Consider the following 20,172-nt stretch of genomic DNA (forward strand, 5'->3'; position numbering starts at 1 on the left):
TCTTTTATGGAGGTGCTTTTTTTTAATATTTTTTAAGTAAAGACTTTTGTTGAGCTTCATGACGTGATTATTTTTTTTGAGCAATAAAAGTCAACTCCCTTTTAAAATCATATTTACTTTTTTTAATATTTCTTTTTAGAATGAAATACTGTATAATGAGCATAAGTATCGATATTAAAATAAAAGTCACATCGTCATTTTTATTAAAATTTAAAAGTATAATAGACAAAAAGCTTAGAAGAATTAAAATTTTAATAAAAGAATCATTTGATGGTGATAGTTCTATTTTAATCAAAGTAATACCATTTTGCTCACAGATCAAACCTCTTATAATAGGATTTTGAATGTTATTATCAAAAAAATGTCTTCTTCTCCGAATCATAAAATCATCATCATTCACAAGTCCTCTGTATTCAAATCTATTAGGAATTGAGTAGTCTGCAATTTCAAAAATGCTAAAATCACTTTTGTAAATAAACTTTTTTAAGTTCATAAGAAATTGAGTCTTACTTATTTCAGTTTCAAAAATAAATTCATCATACAGACCAATACTTTTAAAGAGAAATTTCATATTAATATGCTTGAATTATAGATCTGGAACAAACCTAATGTTAGAATGTAAAAAACAAGTTCTTTCATAAAGATTTACATTTTAAAATATATTTGCTTTTTTTTAAATTAAACCCTAACAAACCGATTGACGAACATCGCAGCTACAATGTCTCCCACTGCATTCAAAACTGTTGCTAAAGGATCAACTAAGGTTCCTATAATAATAACAGCCGGAACAGCTTCCTGAGGCAGCTGATATACAGAAATCATTAGCATTTCCCCAATGTAGCCGCCGTTAGGAATACCGCCTGCTACAATGCTGACAAAAACCGTAATCCCTAAAGCCAAAAGAAGATTCGACGGTTCAAAGAAATCTCTTCCGATAATCTGAAATGCAACGTAAATTTTAATAATAGAAGACATTGACGAACCGTTTTTATGCAAGGTAGTTCCTATAGGAATTACAAGATTGGCAATCGAACTAGGAATGCCAATTTTTGACGCCGCCACAAGATTTGTAGGCATGGTTGCAAAGCTGCTGCATGTGCTCAAAGCTGTTAAAGTAGGTAAGATGGCATTTTTCCAAAAATTTTTGATTCCGTTTTTTCGGTCTGAGATAAAAGCATACAGTGAAAAAAATACAAAGAAATAAATAATTCCGGCAATATAATACAGTCCTAAAGGTTTCGCATAAAACCCGAAAAGTTGAGGTCCTAACGTTGCCACCTGATAAGCAAAGTAAGCTCCCAGACCAATCGGTGCAATTTTCATAATCATTAAAAGCAGCTCTTTCATGACTTCATAACCCGATGCTATAAAAATTCTGAATGGTTTTCCGTTTTCACCGGATTTTCTTGCTGCAAAACCAATAAGAAATGCAAAAATTAAAAGTGCTAACATATTTTTGCGCGAAAAGACTTCTGTAAATTCTCCTACAGTGAAAAAACTTACGATTCTATCACCCCAGTTTTCTTCTTTGGCAGTTTCATTAATGATTTCAGAACTTCCTGAGATAGATGACACGGGGAAAAGATAAACCATTCCGATGGTGAAAATTGCCGCAATCAATACAAAAAGGAGAAAGGTAAATGACATTGTAAGGATGATTTTTCCGAATTTAGATTGCTGCTCTAATGACGAAATAGAATTGGCCACGGCAAAAAATACCAGCGGAACCACGCTCACAAAAAGAAGATTCAGAAAAATATCTCCCAAAGGCTTTATGTACTCCACAATCTGCGGAGCAACAATGCCGATGATGCTTCCGACGGTAATCCCGAGAAGCAAAAAAAGAATTCCTGAGTAGTTTTTTAAGACCTCTTTCATACAGTGATTTTCATCAAAGATAGATTTATTTTTAACAATTTCTTAGACGTTTGTTTGTCTTAATTTTTCTAAATTTGAGTAAACATTCGTTTCTATGGCTTATATAGATTATTACAAAATTTTAGGCGTAGACAAAAGCGCAACGCAGGACGATATCAAAAAAGCGTACCGCAAGCAGGCCAGAAAACTGCATCCCGATCTCAATCCCAATGATAAAGAAGCTGAAAAACAATTCAAAGAGCTGAATGAAGCCAATGAAGTACTCAGCAATCCGGAAAATCGAACTAAGTATGATAAATACGGAGAGAACTGGAAGCATGGCGAAGAATACGAAAAAGCTAAGCAACAGTACCAGAATCAAAATGAAGGTTTTGCTGGAGATTTTTCAGGTGCTGATTTTGGTGAAGGTGAAGATTTTTCAGATTTTTTCCAAAGTATGTTTGGTAATGAGGGCGGTGGATTAGGGCGGAGTTCGAGAGGTAGTGCTTCAAATAAGTTTAAAGGCCGGGATATTCAGGCAGACTTGAATTTAGACCTTAAAGATGCAGGAAAAACACAACAGCAGATTTTTGACATCAATGGAAAGAAAGTAAGAATCACCATTCCTGCCGGAGTGCATGACGGTCAGCAGATTAAATTGAAAGGTCACGGAAACCCCGGCTTCAACGGCGGTCCGAGTGGTGATTTATATATAACTTTTAACATCAGTCCCAATCCCGACTTTGAAAGGGCAGGAGATGACCTCAAATCAAAGGTGATTATTGATCTGTATACGGCCGTTTTAGGCGGTGATGTCAACATAAAAACTCTCGAGGGAAGCGTTAAGCTGAAAGTAAAACCGGAAACTCAAAACGGAACCACTGTGCGATTAAAAGGAAAAGGATTTCCGGTTTACAAAAAAGAGGGTGAATTTGGTGATCTTTTTGTTACCTACGAAATAAAATTACCCACAAATCTTACCGAAAAGCAAAAAGCACTTTTTGAACAACTTAAAAATTCTTAAATCATGAGCGAAAGAATATCACGGGAAGAGCTCGTAAAAATATACAATGTCGAAATTACTTTTTTTGATGAACTCGTTGATTACGGTTTGCTGAATGTAGAGACTGAAGATGAGGTTCGCTATCTGATATATGAAGACCTTCACGTTTTTGAGAAGTTTGCCAACTGGCATTACGATCTGGAAATTAATTTGCCTGGCCTTGAAGTAATTCACGATTTGCTTCAGAGAATGGAAGATTTAAACAAAAAAAACCGTGAGCTGATGCACAAACTTTCGGCAATACGTAATCATTATGAAGATATTTAATTTAGTTTTGCAAACTATAAGAATCGATATATGGCCAAAATGAACGACGATAAAATCATCAATTTAAATGTCAGTAAAAAAGATTTTGAAGAGATTTATCTCAAAGGAAACCAGGGAAGCCTGTTTTTCTCACCTACGGTAAAGGGGAAATTTATTACAACGGTAGTTGTTGCTACCATTTTGGTCATCTTATTCTTCTTTAAAGATGATTTAAGCAAAGAAAAATTCGGGATCTTGTATTTTGTAAGCTTTCTGTTTCTGCTGTGTGCGGTATATTTGTCTTTAGCCATCAATAAAGTTTCAAAATGGAAAAAGGAGGTCATTCAATATCTTAAAACGCTTGAGAACACTGAGATTTATCAGATTCAGTTTAATTCTAAGGTTTTTAAAGTAAACCTCAATGATAATAAAGAAACAAGTCTCTGGACAGAATTTACCGCTGCAGAGATCAGCAATACATTCATCGGGTTAGAAGGAAAATTCAATTATATGTTTCCTAAAAAATCAATGCAGGAAGCAGATTTTGAATTGCTGAAGCAGGCTGTGCAGAAAAACGTGCAAAAATAAAAAATCAGAGCATTTGCTCTGATTTTTTATTTTTATATAGAAATTGATTAATCTAACCAACCCATTTCTTTCATCCACTCATCATTGTAGATTTTCCCCACATATCTTGAGCCGTGGTCATGGAGCAAAACAACAATCACATCATCTTTTGTAAACTGGTCTTTCATCTGAACCAAAGCTGCCATCGCACTTCCCGCAGAATATCCACAGAAAATCCCCTCTTCTTTGGCTAGCTTTCTTGCGTAGATCGCTCCGTCTTTATCTGTTACTTTTTCAAAATGATCGATGACCGACATATCATAATTTTCAGGAAGAATATCTTCGCCAATACCTTCTGTGATATAAGAATATGCGTTTTCTAATTTAATTTCTCCCGTCTCATGAATTTCCTTTAAAATCGAACCGTAAGTATCGACGCCGATAGTTTTAATATTCGGATTTTTCTCCTTAAAAAACATTCCGCAGCCTGTAATAGTTCCGCCGGTTCCTGCTCCGGCTAAAAAATGAGTAAGCTTACCGTCGGTCTGTTCCCAGATTTCGGGAGCAGTCGACTCATAATGAGCCACTCTGTTTGATAAATTGTCATATTGGTTCACGTACCAGCCGTTTTCTGTTTCTTTAGCCAATCTTTTAGAAACTGAATAATAAGAACGCGGATCGGTAGGTTTTACGTCTGTTGGACAAACAATCACTTCAGCGCCAACAGCACGTAGAATGTCGCATTTTTCCTTAGATTGTTTTGCGTTGGTCACAAAAATACATTTATAGCCCTTGATGATTGCAGCCAAAGCCAATCCCATTCCTGTATTTCCCGAAGTTCCTTCGATAATTGTTCCTCCTGGTTTTAGTCTACCGTCTTTTTCGGCATCTTCAATCATCTTAACAGCCATTCTGTCTTTAACCGAATTTCCGGGGTTGAAAGTTTCAACTTTTGCCAATACCAATGCCGGGAAATCTTCTCCCAACACTTTATTGATCTTCACAAGGGGTGTATTTCCTATGGTTTCGAGAATATTTTCTGCGTATTTCATACTTGTTTTTTTTTCTGCGGGGCAAAGATACAGCTTTCAAATTATTTGAGAGCAAAGGTCTTGATATTGAATTACAAGATTGGATAAAAAAATATAATTGCGAAATACGGTTTTCTTTAGGAGCTATTTCCCGCTTTCCGTTGCAATCTTTTGTTTTGCAAACAAAAGGATTTTCACTGCAATCGGGGCTAGAATAAATCGTACAAGTGTCAAATTCAAGTTAGATAAAAAACTGATGCAGTTTTGCAGCAAAAGCATTTTTCTCTCTCAACCAAAATCCGTATTTTTGTGCATCTAAAAAGTAAAATAAAGAATGAATTCCTACAAAAATCCATTGGAAGAACGTTACTCCAGTGAAGAAATGTTATTTAACTTTTCTCATAACAACAAATTCCGTACTTGGAGACAGCTTTGGATCGCTTTGGCTGAAATCGAAAAAGACCTGGGTTTAGAAATTACAGAAGAGCAGATTGCAGAATTGAAAGCGAATGCTGAAAACATCGATTATGATAAAGCAGCTGAGTATGAGAAAAAATTCCGTCATGATGTGATGGCTCACGTTCACACCTATGGAGACGTTGCGCCTTCAGCAAAGGGAATTATACATTTGGGAGCAACTTCCGCTTTTGTAGGAGACAATACAGACTTAATTCAAATCCGTGACGGACTTTTAATTTTAAAGAAAAAGTTAGTTAACGTGATGAAAAATCTTGCGGATTTTTCCATTCAATATAAAGACCTTCCAACATTAGGATTTACCCATTTCCAACCAGCTCAGTTAACGACTGTCGGAAAAAGAGCAACACTTTGGTTACAAAGTTTGGTTCTTGACATCGAAGAGCTTGATTTCTTCTTGGAAACTTTACGTTTCAGAGGAGTAAAAGGAACAACGGGAACTGCAGCAAGTTTCCTGGAACTTTTCAACGGAGATTATTCTAAAGTAAAACATCTTGATAAAGAATTGTCAAAAAGATTCGGTTTCGAGAAAGTTTTCGGAGTTTCCGGACAGACTTACGACAGAAAAATTGACGCGAAAGTGGTTGCTTTACTGGGAAATATCGCTCAGTCTGCTCATAAATTCTCAAATGATTTGCGTCTTCTTCAAAATTTGAAAGAAGTTGAAGAGCCTTTCGAGAAAAACCAAATTGGTTCCTCAGCAATGGCTTACAAACGTAACCCAATGAGAAGCGAAAGAATCGGTGCCTTGGCAAAATTCGTAATGTCTTTGACAACGAGTTCTGCAATGGTTGCTTCTACACAATGGTTTGAAAGAACTTTGGACGATTCTGCAAACAAAAGATTAACGATTCCACAAGCATTTTTAGCAGTTGATGCCATTCTATTGATCTGGAATAACATCATGAACGGAATCGTGGTGTATCCAAACAGGATCAACAAACATATTGAAGAAGAACTTCCTTTCATGGCTACAGAATACATCATCATGGAAGAAGTGAAAGCTGGTGGTGACCGTCAGGAAATTCATGAAGTAATCAGAGTTCACTCAATGGAGGCTTCTAAAAAAGTAAAAGAAGAAGGAAAAGATAACGATCTGATTGAAAGAATTTTAAATGATCATTCTTTAAAGCTTGATAAATCAAAATTAAAAGAAGTTTTAGATCCTAAAAACTTTATTGGTTTTGCACCCATCCAGACAGAAGAATTTATTGCCAATGAAATTCAGCCTATTCTGGATGCAAACAAAGAGTTGATTGGTTTAGAATCTGATCTTAAAGTATAATTGATATGCAGTCTTTGGGCTGCATTTTTTAATTTAAATTGTATGAGAATTTACTTTTTTTTTACTTTGTATGTATTTCCAGTGATTGCATTTTCTCAGGATTTAAAACCGAATAATAAAATCAAATCTGATTCAGATTTTACCCATACAGTGTCCGGGGTCACTGCTCCTTATAGTCTCAATGATTTTTCTAGAACGACATTATTTACAAACTCCAAAAATGACAGTGTTTTTGCTGCAGAATATGAAAATAAACGCAATGACGCAGTGTTTAAATTTAAAATTATTCCGGCCTTACTTCATGAAGAAAGACTTTTAAATCATTATTATAAAGATTTAAATGAAAGGAGATATACACCCAAAGAAAGTGAAAAAGTAAATAAAACAGTAGTATTTAAAGAAGGTAAATTTAAGCTTCACGGAATCAGCACGTATTTTACTCATCTTAACAGGCTGGTTAACGTGAGAGTTTATGACGCAGGATTTTGGGTTCTTATATCTGAAAGTAGTCAAAAAGGAAATGATACTTTATCTCTGGACAAAGCTCAGGATTTGTTTTTAACTAAAATAAAACCGACAAAAATAGTTGAGAAAAATCCATTAACAAGATACAGCAATATTTTATATGCACCTGTTGCAGCTCAGGACAAATTATTGCTGAGAACCACGATGAGCAGTGCAACGAATAAGATGAAATGGATTTACGAAAATATTGATAAATACGAAAGAGCGGCGGGAATTCCCGGAATTCTTCTGGATTTTCAAATTGCTGGGATTAATGGTTTCATAGATTATAAAACAGAGAAAAATCAAAGTACAATAGAAGGAAATAATCCTGCAACACGATTGATTTCTTTCTTTACAAAACTTAAAAAAGATGGTTTTATAGACGAATATCTAATGGAGCAATATTACTATTTATTGACCCCGTCAGAAAATCAGAAGTTCGATTATAAAGGCTATCAAAAGTGGAAACTAGAGAATTCGATAGATTATAATGTTGCTCAAAAATACTATATAATTGTAAATTCGCGTAAGAAAACTGATCTGAATAAAGATGAGTAAATTAATTAAAAAGTTTAATAATATTTAAATATCTGACATCTAATGTCTCAAAACAAAAGAATTTTCGTAGAAAAAAGAGGGATTTTCGATGTAGAAAGTCCAAAGATTTTTGATGAAGTAAAAGCGGTAGTTCCGTCGATCAAAAATGTAAAAGTGTACAATGTGTACGATATTTTCAATTTATATGATGGTGAATTCGATAAAGTGGTTAACAGTACTTTCGTAGATCCCGTTACTGATATTTTGCATGAAGAAAATCCTGCAGAAGGAATTCATTTTGCCATGGAATTTTTGCCGGGACAATACGATCAGCGTGCCGATTCTGCTCAACAATGTATCGCTTTACTGACAGGAAATGAGAAATCAAAAGTAAGAAGCGGAAAACTTATGCAGTTTGAAGGTATTTCAGAAGCTGATTTAGTAAAAATAAAAGATCTTTTGATCAATAAAGTAGAATCTCAGGAAAAAGATTTATCGATTTTAGATATTCCTGCAGAAGAGACACCGTCAAAAGTGATTGTTCATGAAGGTTTTATCAATTTTGATGATGCTCAGCTTGAAGAATTCTTTAACAATCACGGTTTTGCTTTAGGTATGGATGATTTAAAATTTATTCAGGAATATTTTAAAAGTGAACAGAGAAATCCTACAGAAACTGAACTGAAAGTTTTAGACACCTATTGGAGTGATCACTGTCGTCACACAACGTTTGAAACAGAATTGTCAAATATTGAGTTTGAAGGACAGTTTAAACATACATTGGAAACCATTTTCAACGATTATATCGAAAAAAGAAAATTTTTAGGACGCGAATTGAAACCTATCTCTTTAATGGATCTGGCAACCGTTTGCGGAAGATATTTTAGTAAAACCGGAAAGCTTGATAACTTGGTAGTTTCAGACGAGATCAACGCCTGTACCATCCAAATCGAAGCTGAATACGACGGTAAAAAAGAACCTTGGTATTTATTATTCAAAAATGAAACACACAATCACCCGACAGAAATCGAGCCTTTCGGTGGTGCTTCAACGTGTTTAGGCGGAGCGATCAGAGATCCTTTGTCCGGACGTTCTTTCGTTTTTCAGGCGATGAGATTAACGGGTGCTGCAGATGTTTTAGAACCTGTGGATCGAACGTTACCGGGCAAATTACCTCAAAAAACAATCACAAAACAGGCTGCAAACGGATATTCTTCTTACGGTAACCAAATTGGTTTGGCAACTACAATGGTTTCCGAAATCTACGATGAAGGCTACAAAGCAAAAAGAATGGAAGTTGGTTTCGTTGCAGGAGCGGTTCCTGTGGATTGGGTAAGACGTGAAAAGCCTGAAGCTGGTGATTCTATTATTATTTTAGGTGGTGCAACGGGACGTGATGGAGTTGGTGGAGCAAGCGGAAGTTCGAAAGAACAAGACGAAACTTCGATCCACACGATGAGTTCTGAAGTTCAGAAAGGAAATGCGGTAGAAGAACGTAAAATCCAGAGATTATTCAGAAATCCTGAAGTAACAAAACTGATTAAAAAATCTAATGACTTCGGAGCTGGAGGTGTTTCTGTAGCAATTGGTGAAATCGCCGATTCTTTGGAAGTGAATCTGGATGTTTTACCTTTAAAATATGAAGGTTTGAACGGAACTGAGCTTGCCATTTCTGAATCTCAGGAAAGAATGGCTGTTGTGGTTGAACCAAAAGATAAAGAACAGTTTATCAAATTCTGTGAAGCTGAAAATATTGTTGCTGTTGAGGTTGCAAAAGTGACAGATTCAGGAAGAATGCAGATGTTCTGGAAAGGCGATAAGATTGTTGACCTTTCAAGAGAATTCCTTGATACCAACGGTTGTTCTAAAAGACAGGAAGTTAAGATTACGCATCTTAATGAGATAAAAGAGGAAACACCTTCTTTTAACGAAGAAAACTTCTTAAAAATCTTAGCAGATAAAAATGTTGCCTCTCAAAAAGGTTTGTTAGAAATGTTTGATTCATCAATTGGTGCGACCACGGTTGCGATGCCTTTGGGTGGAAAATATCAGCAGACTTTGATGGAAGGAAGTGCTCAGACATTGCCGATTTTAGGAGCGAAAAATATTGAAACAGTTTCTTTGGCAAGTTGGGGATTTGATGCTGAAATTTCAAAGCAAAACTCATTATTGGGAGCTTCTTATGCAGTCTTAGAAAGTGTGGCAAAAATCGTTGCTATGGGTGGCGATTATAAAAATATCAGATTCAGTTTTCAGGAATATTTTGAGAAATTAGGTCAGAATCCTGAAAAATGGGGGAAACCTTTGGCTTCTCTTTTAGGAGCTTACGATGCTCAGATTAATTTCGGTTTAGCAGCAATCGGAGGTAAAGATTCGATGAGTGGAACGTATCAGGATTTGAATGTTCCGCCAACGTTAATTTCATTCGCTTGCGCTAACGGAGAAAAGAAAAATATCATCTCTCCTGAATTTAAACAGGCAGGAAATAAACTCTATTTCTTCAATCATACTCCACAGGAAAACGGACTTCCAAACTATGAAAGTTTAAAGGTTGTTTTTGAATTGATTTTCGAAAATATCATAGCCGGAAAAATTGTTTCTGTGAAGACAATTAAAGAAGGTGGAGTTGCTGTTGCTTTAGCGAAAATGAGTTTCGGAAACAGATTGGGAGCTGAAATTAATATCGCTGATGAGAATATTTTATTAGCTAAAAATATTGGAAGTTTAGTCATCGAATCGACTGAAGAATTGAGTTCTGTTGATCTTCAATTAATCGGTGAAGTTAAAAATTCAAATATTTTGAAAATCAATAATTTGAATTTTGAAATCGAAAAATTACTTGAAGCTAATACGAAGACTTTTGAGAATCTTTTTTCGACAGTAGAAAAAGAAAAAATAACGGTTGAATTGGATTCAAAACTGAATTCTATCAACCCTAGAAATATCATTATTAAAAAACACGGGTTGGCGAAGCCAAGAGTTTTTGCTCCTGTATTTCCGGGGACAAACTGTGAGTATGATACATTGAATGCCTTTGCAAAAGAAGGTGCTGTTGTCAACAGTTTGCCTTTAATTAATATCAATCATCAGTTGCTTGATGAAAGCATCGATGCATGGGTAGAAGAAATTAAACAGTCACAGATTTTAGCATTCTCAGGAGGGTTCTCTGCGGGTGACGAGCCGGATGGTTCTGCTAAATTTATCGTGAATGTTCTGAAGAACGAAAAGATGAGAAATGCCGTTCACGAATTGCTGGATAGAGACGGAATGATCATCGGAATCTGTAACGGTTTCCAGGCTTTGATCAAATCAGGTTTGTTGCCTTACGGAAGAATTAAAGATTTGGATGAAAACTCTCCAACCTTAGCGCACAACGCCATTAGAAGACATATTTCTCAAATGGTTAATGTCAAAGTTTTAAACGACGAATCGCCTTGGTTGAAAGGAATGAAAGATCAGGTTTTCACGATCCCGATTTCTCACGGAGAAGGTCGTTTTATGGCTTCGGAAGAAGAAATTCAGAAGCTGTATGAGAACGGACAAATCGCTACTCAATATTTAGATCTAGACGGAAATATTGCGCACGGAATGCCATTCAATCCAAATAACTCATTGTTCGGAATTGAGGGAATCACAAGTCCGTGCGGAAAAATATACGGTAGAATGGGGCACCCTGAACGTTTTGCAGAAGGCTTGATGAAAAACATTCCGACTGCGAATTATCACAATATTTTCAAAAATGGAGTTGAATACTTCAAATAACAATAAAAAAAAATGGCCGTTATTGATGGCGGTCATTTTTCTAATCGATCTGGCTTAAAAAATATATTTCCAATATACCAATATACCCACTACAACAGATGCGGTTGCCATTAACAGAACCGCGCCCGCAGATGTGTCTTTAATAAAACCAATTCTTTTGTCATATTCCGGCTGCATAAAATCACAGATCTTTTCAACGGCGGTATTAAAAATCTCTGCAGCTAAAACAGCAAAAGACACCATTAAAATTAAAATTGAATCGACAGTTGTAAGGTTTAAATAAAAAATCAGAAAAAGATTAATTAAGAAAGCCATCACCTCAATCTGAAAATTTCTTTCAGATTTAAACATGATAAAAATACCGCGTAAAGCGTTTAAAAAACTTTTATGAATGAGAGGTTTTCGCATTATTCGGCTTATAATAAACAAAGATAGTCGATAAACTCATTGAGGAAAAATTAAATTCTTTGATGGTTGTTAATAACTCACCTTATTATTCTTTTCTATCTGTTTTCTATTTGTTATATTTGTAAAAACTTATTTTTAAATCTATGAAATTTATTATTTCAAGTGGTGAACTTCAGAAAGCATTGCAAACTGTAAGTGGCGTAATATCAAGCTCTCAATCGAGACCAATTTTAGAAAATTATCTTTTTGAGTTAAATGAAAATAACCTTACCATTACAGCTTCTGATGGAGAAACTACTTTGGTGACTTCTTTAGATGTTAAATCTGACGATGCAGGTAAATTTGCTGTTCCTGCCAAGATTTTTCAGGATTTTATCAAAACTTATGGGGAACAGCCGCTTACGCTTGTTGTTAAAGACAATGCAGAAGGTACAGGCAGCCAGCTTGAGATTTTAGATGAAAAAGATAACTTTGCCGTTGCACTAGACAATGCAGATGATTATCCTGAGCTTCCGGAATTTGAATCTGCTCAAAGTGTGACAATGCCCGCAGGAGTTTTATCTGAGGCTCTGACCAACACTCTTTTTGCAACCAGTAACGACTCTCTTCGTCCTGTAATGACCGGGGTTTTGTTCCAGTTTGGAGAAAATGAAACCAACTTCGTTTCTACAGATTCTCATAGATTGGTAGTTTATAAAAGAACAGATTTAATGAATGCCGAACCAATGGAATTCATCATGCCTAAAAAACCGCTAAACATTTTCAAAAATATTTTAGCAAGTTCAAACGAAGATATTACCATAGACTTCAACGATAATATGGCAAAATTTTCTTTTGGTAAACATATCTGGATCTGTAGACTGATCGATGGAAAGTATCCTAATTACACAGCGGTAATTCCTAAAGAAAATCCGAATGTATTAACAATTAACAGAAACCTTTTATTGGGAGCTATCAAGAGAGCTTCTATCATGTCGAATAAATCTACGAATCAGGTTAGATTTAAATTGTCTGCCAATATTCTTCACCTTCATGCAGAAGACACAGAATATGCCAACAAAGCTGATATGCAGATTCCTTGTGATTACAACGGAGAAGACATCAACATCGGATTCAGTTCTAAATTTTTAACTGAAATGTTAGGAATCCTCGGAGCAGATGATATTACGATGAAAATGTCTCAGCCAAACAGACCGGGAATCATAGAGCCGCTTGACGGTCTTGAAGAAAATGAAAATATCTTAATGTTATCAATGCCGGTAATCGGGTTGTAATATTTAATTTAATAAATACTAAAAGAGGTTGATTGATCAGCCTCTTTTTATTTTTTAAGGCTCAGTTGAAAGGTTAAAAATTTCTCTGTTTCTCAAAAAAACACGACATTTGTAACTTGAAAAATTCAAAATAAATTTTCAATATTAAAGGATGAAAATATCAAACAACTGGCTGAAAGACTATATCAAAACGGAATTGAAATCTGAGAGAATCGGTGAATTCCTTACAGATATAGGTCTTGAGGTAGAGGGAATAGAAAAATTTGAAAGCATCAAAGGAAGCCTGGAAGGTATTGTTGTAGGTAAAGTTTTAACCTGCGAAAAGCATCCGAATGCCGATAAACTAAATAAAACAACCGTAGACATTGGAAACGGAAAGATTTTAAATATCGTTTGCGGTGCTCCGAATGTTGAAGCTGGGCAAACCGTACCCGTTGCAGTTGTCGGAGCCAAAATATACGATAAAACAGGAAACTTTTTTGAAATCAAGGAAGCTAAAATAAGAGGTGAAGTTTCTCAGGGAATGATCTGCGCAGAGGATGAGTTAGGTCTTAGTGATGATCACGGCGGAATCATGGTTTTAGATGAAAGCAAATATGAAGTTGGAAAGGATTTTTCAGATTATTTTGAATTGGTAAATGATGAAGTTTTCGAAATCGGTTTGACTCCGAACAGAACCGATGCGATGTCTCATTATGGTGTAGCAAGAGATTTGTATGCTTTTCTTTCAACCAATCAACAGAAAGGTGATTTCGTAAAAGTTTCCTCAGTGGCTTTAAATAATGAAGGTTCACATGAATTTTCATTGGAAATTGAAAATGCTGAATTGACACCAAGATACATCGGAGCAGTTATTGAAAACGTGAAGGTTTCAGAATCTCCATCTTGGCTCAAAGACAGGCTGAAAGCAATCGGATTAAGCCCGATCAACAATATTGTAGATATTACCAACTATATTCTTCACGGTTTTGGTCAGCCGCTTCACGCTTTTGATGCAGATAAAATTGCAGATAAAAAAGTAAAAGTCGGAACTGTAGCCGAAGGAACAAAATTTACCACATTAGACGGTGCAGAAAGAACTTTAAACGGTTCTGAAATCATTATTAAAGACGGACAGGATAACCCAATGTGTATTGCCGGAGTTTTCGGTGGTGCCAATTCTGGAGTGTCTTCTGAAACCAAAACTATTTTCCTGGAAAGTGCTTATTTTAATCCTGTTGCTGTAAGAAAGGCCGCAAAAGCCCATGGTTTAAATACCGATGCTTCTTTCAGGTTTGAAAGAGGCGTAGACCCGAATATTACAAGAACTGCCATTACTCATGCGATCAAAATGATCCTGGATCTGGCGGAGGGTAACCTTGTAGGAGAACTTTTGGAAGAATATCCTAAGAAGATTGAAGACAATTATGTGATCATCAGATTTTCAAAAATCGAACAGATTTTAGGCACAAAAATTCACAAAGAAAAAGTAAAAGAAATTTTAAAAGCCCTTGAAATTCAGGTCCTTAATGAAATTCAAAATGGTTTTGAAGTTTCCGTTCCTGCGTACAGAGCCGATGTGACAAGAGAAATCGACGTTATTGAAGAGATTTTAAGAATCTACGGATATAATAAAATTGAGGCCCCACAAAAGTTTTCCTTTACCCCTGTAAAACTAAGCTCAAACGATCAGGATGAGCTGGAAAACAACTGGGCAAGGACTTTACAGAGCTTAGGTTTCAATGAAGTGATGAACAATTCATTAACTTCTGTAAAAGATGAAACGGATACCGTGAAATTACTGAATCCTTTGAGCAATGATTTAGCCTTCATGAGAAAGTCTTTACTGGAAGGACTTTTACAGAATGCGATTTATAACATCAACAGAAAAAATCAGGATATTAGATTTTTCGAATTTGGAAAAATTTATCATAAAAGAGAGAAGTATGAAGAGAGAAAACAGCTAGCTCTGTTGGTAAGCGGTAGAAATGTTGCTGAAAACTGGCTGCAGCCAAAATCTACAACAGATTTTTATCATTTAAAAGCTTTTGTGAAAGTTCTGCTAGAAAAATTAGCAGTCGATTATAAAGAAGTTGCTTTGTCTGACGGCCGTTTTTCAGATGCTCTGGCTTATGAATCTAGAGGTGAAACTCTGGTAAGAATAGGAAAAGTTGCTCCTCAAATGCTGAAAGATTTTGATATTGATCAGGATTGTTTTTATGCAGAAATCGAATTGGAATTGGCCCAAAAATTACGTGCTGAGAATGAATTGAAATTTAAAGATATTCCAAAATTTAATAAAATCAGAAGAGATCTGGCTTTGTTGATTGATAAAAATATCACCTACCAGGAATTGTATCAGACAGCGAAAAAGAATAAATCACCTTTCATTAAAAATATCAATTTATTTGATGTGTACGAAGGCAAAAATCTTCCCGAAGGTAAGAAGTCTTACGCGATGAGCTTTGAATTGTTAAATGAAGAAAAAACTTTGGAAGAAAAAGAAATTTCTGCAGTGATGGATTCTTTAATTAAATCTTTCCAGAAAGAATTTAATGCAGAGTTGAGATCATAATTTAAAACAAACAGTAATCATAATATAGCGGACTTTTTATAGGTCCGTTTTTATTTTAAATGAATCTTTAAACTTCAGATTGCGATACCTGTTATTTGGTAAGAAATATTTGCAAAAGTTATGAGTCAGATAACAATAAAATCTTCTGAAACCTGTTTAAATAATATAATTTCCTTAAATTTGGTTTAAATCAAAAAGAAAAAAATGAAAAATCTTTTTTTAAGTTTTTGCACAATTGCCGTTTTGGCATCGTGCGGAACGATGTCTAATACTGCATCTTCAAAAGTTGGAAAAGCTCAGCCATCCATCTCAAACTCGAAATGGACTTTAGCTGATAATGTGAAAGGTAAAACACCTACTTTGAATATAGAAGGCACAAAAGTAAACGGTAATGCCGGTTGCAACAGCTACTTTGGAACATTGTCTTCTGACGCTGCTACAGGAACTTTCACGGCTTCTCAATTAGGATCTACCAAAATGGCCTGCGAAAATATGAGTGTTGAGCAGAATTTTATGTCTATGATGCAGAAAGCCAATAAATATGTGGTTTCCGGGAACACTTTAGAATTATATCAGGATAATCTCTTATTGCTGAAATTCAATAAAGCAGAATAAAATAAAAAAGGAACTCAAATTTGAGTTCCTTTTTTTATGAGTAATAAATATTAATTATTCTTCCTCTTCGTCGTCGTATTTTGCCAATTCTTCATCACACCATTTGAATGCAGCTTCCACAACTTTTGTAGCTTCATCTGCCATAGTTTCTTCATCGTCGCCCTCTAGATCATCTAACCATTCAACTTCTTCTTCCTCAACATTCAATATGAATCTTGGATATTCTGTATGAACTACAAATAAATCTTCAGGAAATTCCGAATTGTCCGCTAATAAAAACTTTGGTAATTTCATTTTTTTAATGTTTAAACTTTCTCAAAGATAAATAAAATTATTGGTATTTGTTCTTGTCAATTTTAATTTTTTGTAAAACTTTATGCACCGTAAGCGTCGTTTTTTGCAGGGTGTCGGAAGGTTTGATGGTCAACGAAATATCAGAATTTACTGTACTTATGATCTCGGCAATTTGTACTTTTTCGAGATCTTTTTCTTCAATGATATAAAATTTTAATGATGCTTTATCCAGTTTCTCATTCTTTAGAAAATCCGCTGCATTTTTTCTGTTTTCAAGATAATTTCCTCTGGAAAGCCATGTAAAAAGCATTCCCGAACATAAACTTAATATACCAATCAGATACACTTTTGTATCGAAAATTTTAAATAATTTATTAAAATAAACCAGCCATAATCCTAAGATAAATGGAGCTAATAGTCTGTAATCTAAAGCATTTACAGGATAAAAGTACTGAACAAAATAGGAGCAGATAATCCCCGAAATTCCAAGAACGGTGTAATAAATTTCAGTATCGTTGAGTTTATTCTTTATCAAAACATACACCATCATCATCATATTTAAAAAGCCAATTCCATAAATGGCATAATTAATTTTTCCGCCATTAGGATCGGCGATATGGATAAAAGGATTAAAACTCGTCATTAATCCCTGAAAAAGTTCCGGTAAAAGCTTAGAAGTAGGATACAGACCGATGATTAACGAATCTTTAAGGTAATCTTCATTAAAGTAATCAATGTAAATTATTCTAAATAAAACGACAAATGCCAAACCGATTGCTCCGGAAAATATAAAAGCCGATCCGTATTTTTTTCTCCGGAAAATGAGACCGAAAAGTCCCGTCCCGCCAATAATGAATAATGAACTGTATCGTATATTGTATAATAAAATCAGGGTGAGCGAAATATAAAAAACGGCCTTCCACTTTGGTAATTTTTCCGTAATCGTTAAGTGGGCAACATACAGTAAAATCATCACAAATGGCAGTATAAGCGCCTCACTCATCGTAAACGAGAAGATAGAAAGAAAACTAAACAGAGAGCATATAATTATAGATTCTTTCAGGTAAAAATTCTTTTTCCAGGCAAAGAAAACGATAAAAAGAAGAGCAAAAATACCGACAGCTTTACTGCTCCAGAACTCATCAAGACCAAAATAGGTCAAAAGTTTGATGCTAACAGGATATCCTGCAGGAGTAGTAGTGTTGTCAATGACCGGAAATACATGAGCGAATCTCATATAGTTAATAGAATCAGGATTTACACGGCCTTTCTCATTGAGTAAAAAACGCAAAATGGTCATCACTACAGTAATGATGACCAATGATATCTGAATATATTTTTCTTTAAGTTTCATTTAGGCTGCAGGTATAGATCGCAGCCAAAATTAACCTATAATTCATAATTCTGAAACTATTTGGCAAACATTTTTGCCACTTTTTCAGCTTTTTTACTTTCTGAATAATCATAAAATCCTTCGCCGGACTTTACTCCCAGTTTTCCTGCCATTACCATGTTGACCAATAAAGGATTTGGAGCATATTTAGGATTTTTGAAGCCATCATACATTACATTTAAAATGGCCAAACAAACATCAAGACCGATAAAATCAGCCAACTGCAGTGGCCCCATCGGATGAGCCATACCTAACTTCATTACTGTGTCAATCTCTTCAACTCCGGCAACTCCGTTGTAAAGCGTTTCGATCGATTCATTAATCATCGGCATCAAGATTCTGTTAGCAACGAATCCAGGATAATCATTCACCTCTACAGGAACTTTTCCTAAATTTTTACTCATTTCGTAGATAGCATCAAATGTTTCTTTAGAAGTAGAGTATCCTTTGATGATCTCAACCAGCTTCATAATCGGAACAGGATTCATAAAATGCATTCCTATTACTTTGTCTGCTCTCTTGGTTGCGGCAGCGATTTTAGTAATAGAAATTGAAGAGGTATTGGTTGATAAAATACAGTTTTCCGGAGCAAATTCATCCATTTGAGCAAAGATTTTCAGCTTCAGATCCTGATTTTCGGTTGCTGCTTCCACTACTAAATCTGCATTGGTGACTGCATCTTTCAGCGTTGTAAAAGTCTTGATATTTCCCAAAGTCTCCGTTTTCTGTTCTTCAGTAAGGTTTCCCTTTGTAATTATTCTGTCAAGATTGGTAGTGATGGTTTTCAATCCTCTGTCTAATGCATCCTGTGATACGTCAACTAAGTTTACACTAAAACCGCTTTGTGCGAAAGTATGTGCAATGCCATTTCCCATGGTTCCTGCGCCAATAACTACAATGTTTTTGATCATTTTTTTATCTGTTAAATTATTTTTTATAAACTGTAAGGTTTTTGATTGAGGCTAAATCTGACTTGGTGACGGTTTTCGAAGATTCAAAATACACAATGCCATCACTGTTTTCATTTCTCTTTGTATTTTGTGACAAAATAGCGCTCTTAAGCCCTTTCATAAAATTGGTTTTCTGTGTTTTAGAAAGTTTATCAATACCAATATAGAGATTAAATTCTCCCTCTCTTCCTAATCCTGGTTGTTTGAGAATTTCAAAAGCCTTTGTTTTATTCTTCTTTTGAAATTGTGAGAGATAATTGATCACAGGATCTGTTGAAGGGGTACCACAGCAAATGCTTGAGTAACTTATCTCAAGATAATTTTGATTTTTTTGTGAGAAAAACAACCCGAAAGTAAATAGGGCAGCTGTTATTATAATTTTTTTCATTTTAATGGTTTAAAATTAAGGTTAAATTTTTACTTATTAAAATGATCCCAGACTGTTTTTGATATATCCGAAATCATCTTACAGTTTACCTCAGCCGTTTCTGTTGAGTTACTGACGAATACAGATATTGCATAATGCTTGCCATTCGGTAAAGTGACAATTGCGATTTCGTTTTCAGCGCCTGTAAAACCCGCATCATTTTTCCCCGAAGATCCTGTTTTTCTGGCTACAGGTGTGCCTTTTGGAAGCTGCTCTATTAATTTATTCATACCTGTTGATGTAGAAAGCATTACTTTCATCAGATAACCGGTCGATTTTTTTGTTAATAATTTTCCGTCATAGAATTTTTTCAGAACGTCAACTGCAGATTGGGTGGTACTGTAATTTTCATATTGCACATTCCAGTCTTTGTGCATTTCAGCTTCGTTGTATTTAATCTGAAAACCTTTAACTCCCTTAGAATCCATATATTTTTGAACTGCTTTAGGGCCGCCAAGCAAGTTCAGCATAATGTCACAGCCATTGTTATCACTTTTTGCAACGGTTAATTCCAAAATTTCACTCAAAGGAACTCCTGTATCCCCGTTTGGATATTTGTCACGCAGCGGCGACCAGGTATTTTCCAGTAAATTAGATTTATTCAACACAATTTTTTGATCCAGTGAAAGTTTTCTTTTATCAACAAAATCTAAAACCGCAGCAGCAATATGAAATTTAAATACGCTCTGCATCGGAAGTTTTTTGTCAGCATTTTTATTGTATGTAAAGCCGTTTTCAAATCCTAAGACGGAAATCCCGACGGTTGCTTTTTTGTCTTTTATAATCGAATTGATTTTCTGCTCTAAAACTGATTGCTGAGCGTTCCCGAACACTGAAATCAAAAGAAAAAATAAGATTATTTTTTTCATAATATTTTGGTTAAAATAAATCCCTTTTAGATTCTAAAAGGGATGTGCAATTTAAG

The 20,172-nt window shown here is 35.1% G+C and carries 18 protein-coding genes; 9 read left to right on the plus strand and 9 right to left on the minus strand.

All coding sequences use genetic code 11. The features are described from left to right. Positions 1-67: 67 nt before the first annotated feature. Together K0U91_RS12450 and K0U91_RS12455 are read right to left on the minus strand one after the other, a co-directional pair. A complete protein-coding gene (locus K0U91_RS12450; RefSeq protein ID WP_220179873.1) occupies positions 68-571 on the minus strand; it encodes a hypothetical protein in 504 nt (167 codons plus the stop codon). Positions 572-678: 107 nt separating this feature from the next. Further along, a complete protein-coding gene (locus tag K0U91_RS12455) occupies positions 679-1,878 on the minus strand; it encodes a dicarboxylate/amino acid:cation symporter (protein WP_220179874.1) in 1,200 nt (399 codons plus the stop codon). 94 nt (positions 1,879-1,972) lie between these two features. Here K0U91_RS12455 and K0U91_RS12460 point away from each other — a divergent pair, with 94 nt between their 5' ends. Genes K0U91_RS12460 through K0U91_RS12470 form a run of 3 tightly spaced genes read left to right on the plus strand, consistent with a single transcriptional unit; the run spans position 1,973 to position 3,754 of the window. After that, the gene (locus K0U91_RS12460; RefSeq protein WP_220179875.1) at positions 1,973-2,881 is read left to right on the plus strand and encodes a DnaJ C-terminal domain-containing protein; all 909 of its coding nucleotides are present in this window, start codon (positions 1,973-1,975) and stop codon (positions 2,879-2,881) included. 3 nt (positions 2,882-2,884) lie between these two features. Continuing rightward, positions 2,885-3,187 (plus strand): chaperone modulator CbpM, encoded by a 303-nt coding sequence (locus tag K0U91_RS12465; RefSeq protein ID WP_219969402.1) that lies wholly within the window; start codon positions 2,885-2,887, stop codon positions 3,185-3,187. A gap of 39 nt (positions 3,188-3,226) precedes the next feature. Continuing rightward, the gene (locus K0U91_RS12470) at positions 3,227-3,754 is read left to right on the plus strand and encodes a hypothetical protein (RefSeq protein WP_220179876.1); all 528 of its coding nucleotides are present in this window, start codon (positions 3,227-3,229) and stop codon (positions 3,752-3,754) included. Positions 3,755-3,801: 47 nt separating this feature from the next. On the opposite strand, the gene K0U91_RS12475 is transcribed toward K0U91_RS12470, so the two are convergent. Beyond that, positions 3,802-4,785 carry a PLP-dependent cysteine synthase family protein gene (locus tag K0U91_RS12475; RefSeq protein ID WP_220179877.1) on the minus strand — a complete coding sequence of 328 codons (984 nt, stop codon included), beginning with the start codon at positions 4,783-4,785 and terminating at the stop codon, positions 3,802-3,804. A gap of 313 nt (positions 4,786-5,098) precedes the next feature. Between K0U91_RS12475 and purB the strand changes: the two genes are divergently transcribed. Genes purB through K0U91_RS12490 form a run of 3 tightly spaced genes read left to right on the plus strand, consistent with a single transcriptional unit; the run spans position 5,099 to position 11,332 of the window. After that, positions 5,099-6,526 (plus strand): adenylosuccinate lyase, encoded by a 1,428-nt coding sequence (gene purB, locus K0U91_RS12480; protein ID WP_220179878.1) that lies wholly within the window; start codon positions 5,099-5,101, stop codon positions 6,524-6,526. A 42-nt stretch (positions 6,527-6,568) separates the two neighbouring features. Then, on the plus strand, positions 6,569-7,591 hold the full coding sequence (locus tag K0U91_RS12485) for a hypothetical protein (protein ID WP_220179879.1): 1,023 nt from the start codon (positions 6,569-6,571) through the stop codon (positions 7,589-7,591). Positions 7,592-7,633: 42 nt separating this feature from the next. Further along, positions 7,634-11,332: a phosphoribosylformylglycinamidine synthase gene (locus tag K0U91_RS12490; protein WP_220179880.1), complete on the plus strand. Its 3,699-nt coding sequence runs from the start codon at positions 7,634-7,636 to the stop codon at positions 11,330-11,332. Between the two features lie 54 nt (positions 11,333-11,386). On the opposite strand, the gene K0U91_RS12495 is transcribed toward K0U91_RS12490, so the two are convergent. Next, on the minus strand, positions 11,387-11,740 hold the full coding sequence (locus tag K0U91_RS12495) for a diacylglycerol kinase family protein (RefSeq protein ID WP_220179881.1): 354 nt from the start codon (positions 11,738-11,740) through the stop codon (positions 11,387-11,389). Positions 11,741-11,883: 143 nt separating this feature from the next. Here K0U91_RS12495 and dnaN point away from each other — a divergent pair, with 143 nt between their 5' ends. The 3 genes from dnaN to K0U91_RS12510 all read left to right on the plus strand — a co-directional run bounded on the left by dnaN (position 11,884) and on the right by K0U91_RS12510 (position 16,183). Next, positions 11,884-13,014, plus strand: a complete 1,131-nt coding sequence (gene dnaN, locus K0U91_RS12500; RefSeq protein WP_219969394.1) for a DNA polymerase III subunit beta — start codon at positions 11,884-11,886, stop codon at positions 13,012-13,014. A gap of 151 nt (positions 13,015-13,165) precedes the next feature. Then, positions 13,166-15,568 carry a phenylalanine--tRNA ligase subunit beta gene (gene pheT, locus K0U91_RS12505; protein ID WP_220179882.1) on the plus strand — a complete coding sequence of 801 codons (2,403 nt, stop codon included), beginning with the start codon at positions 13,166-13,168 and terminating at the stop codon, positions 15,566-15,568. A gap of 204 nt (positions 15,569-15,772) precedes the next feature. Next, entirely contained in the window at positions 15,773-16,183 is a 411-nt protein-coding gene (locus K0U91_RS12510; protein WP_220179883.1) for an META domain-containing protein, read from the plus strand. Between the two features lie 54 nt (positions 16,184-16,237). Here the strand turns inward: K0U91_RS12510 and K0U91_RS12515 are convergent, their stop codons facing one another. The 5 genes from K0U91_RS12515 to bla-A are packed head-to-tail and all read right to left on the minus strand — an operon-like array spanning position 16,238 to position 20,116. Beyond that, positions 16,238-16,477: a hypothetical protein gene (locus K0U91_RS12515; protein ID WP_027380779.1), complete on the minus strand. Its 240-nt coding sequence runs from the start codon at positions 16,475-16,477 to the stop codon at positions 16,238-16,240. A gap of 37 nt (positions 16,478-16,514) precedes the next feature. Next, positions 16,515-17,831, minus strand: coding sequence for a hypothetical protein (locus K0U91_RS12520; RefSeq protein ID WP_220179884.1), 1,317 nt, complete (start codon positions 17,829-17,831; stop codon positions 16,515-16,517). Positions 17,832-17,887: 56 nt separating this feature from the next. Then, positions 17,888-18,778: a 3-hydroxybutyryl-CoA dehydrogenase gene (locus K0U91_RS12525; RefSeq protein WP_219969607.1), complete on the minus strand. Its 891-nt coding sequence runs from the start codon at positions 18,776-18,778 to the stop codon at positions 17,888-17,890. A 19-nt stretch (positions 18,779-18,797) separates the two neighbouring features. Beyond that, the gene (locus K0U91_RS12530; protein WP_220179885.1) at positions 18,798-19,208 is read right to left on the minus strand and encodes a hypothetical protein; all 411 of its coding nucleotides are present in this window, start codon (positions 19,206-19,208) and stop codon (positions 18,798-18,800) included. Between the two features lie 29 nt (positions 19,209-19,237). Continuing rightward, complete coding sequence (gene bla-A / locus K0U91_RS12535) at positions 19,238-20,116, minus strand: CGA/CIA family class A beta-lactamase (protein ID WP_220179886.1); 879 nt, start codon at positions 20,114-20,116, stop codon at positions 19,238-19,240. Positions 20,117-20,172 lie beyond the last annotated feature (56 nt).

It is taken from the genome of Chryseobacterium sp. LJ668 (genome assembly GCF_019613955.1).
Classification (GTDB): domain Bacteria; phylum Bacteroidota; class Bacteroidia; order Flavobacteriales; family Weeksellaceae; genus Chryseobacterium.

What these genes read in the sequence shown, in the direction of transcription:
- K0U91_RS12495 (WP_220179881.1), bottom strand. Translation starts at nt 11,740, where the DNA reads ATGCGAAAACCTCTCATTCATAAAAGTTTTTTAAACGCTTTACGCGGT.
- K0U91_RS12455 (WP_220179874.1), bottom strand. Translation starts at nt 1,878, where the DNA reads ATGAAAGAGGTCTTAAAAAACTACTCAGGAATTCTTTTTTTGCTTCTC.
- bla-A (WP_220179886.1), bottom strand. Translation starts at nt 20,116, where the DNA reads ATGAAAAAAATAATCTTATTTTTTCTTTTGATTTCAGTGTTCGGGAAC.
- K0U91_RS12520 (WP_220179884.1), bottom strand. Translation starts at nt 17,831, where the DNA reads ATGAAACTTAAAGAAAAATATATTCAGATATCATTGGTCATCATTACT.
- K0U91_RS12510 (WP_220179883.1), top strand. Translation starts at nt 15,773, where the DNA reads ATGAAAAATCTTTTTTTAAGTTTTTGCACAATTGCCGTTTTGGCATCG.
- purB (WP_220179878.1), top strand. Translation starts at nt 5,099, where the DNA reads ATGAATTCCTACAAAAATCCATTGGAAGAACGTTACTCCAGTGAAGAA.
- K0U91_RS12475 (WP_220179877.1), bottom strand. Translation starts at nt 4,785, where the DNA reads ATGAAATACGCAGAAAATATTCTCGAAACCATAGGAAATACACCCCTT.
- K0U91_RS12530 (WP_220179885.1), bottom strand. Translation starts at nt 19,208, where the DNA reads ATGAAAAAAATTATAATAACAGCTGCCCTATTTACTTTCGGGTTGTTT.
- pheT (WP_220179882.1), top strand. Translation starts at nt 13,166, where the DNA reads ATGAAAATATCAAACAACTGGCTGAAAGACTATATCAAAACGGAATTG.
- K0U91_RS12465 (WP_219969402.1), top strand. Translation starts at nt 2,885, where the DNA reads ATGAGCGAAAGAATATCACGGGAAGAGCTCGTAAAAATATACAATGTC.
- K0U91_RS12515 (WP_027380779.1), bottom strand. Translation starts at nt 16,477, where the DNA reads ATGAAATTACCAAAGTTTTTATTAGCGGACAATTCGGAATTTCCTGAA.
- dnaN (WP_219969394.1), top strand. Translation starts at nt 11,884, where the DNA reads ATGAAATTTATTATTTCAAGTGGTGAACTTCAGAAAGCATTGCAAACT.
- K0U91_RS12460 (WP_220179875.1), top strand. Translation starts at nt 1,973, where the DNA reads ATGGCTTATATAGATTATTACAAAATTTTAGGCGTAGACAAAAGCGCA.
- K0U91_RS12470 (WP_220179876.1), top strand. Translation starts at nt 3,227, where the DNA reads ATGAACGACGATAAAATCATCAATTTAAATGTCAGTAAAAAAGATTTT.
- K0U91_RS12450 (WP_220179873.1), bottom strand. Translation starts at nt 571, where the DNA reads ATGAAATTTCTCTTTAAAAGTATTGGTCTGTATGATGAATTTATTTTT.
- K0U91_RS12490 (WP_220179880.1), top strand. Translation starts at nt 7,634, where the DNA reads ATGTCTCAAAACAAAAGAATTTTCGTAGAAAAAAGAGGGATTTTCGAT.
- K0U91_RS12485 (WP_220179879.1), top strand. Translation starts at nt 6,569, where the DNA reads ATGAGAATTTACTTTTTTTTTACTTTGTATGTATTTCCAGTGATTGCA.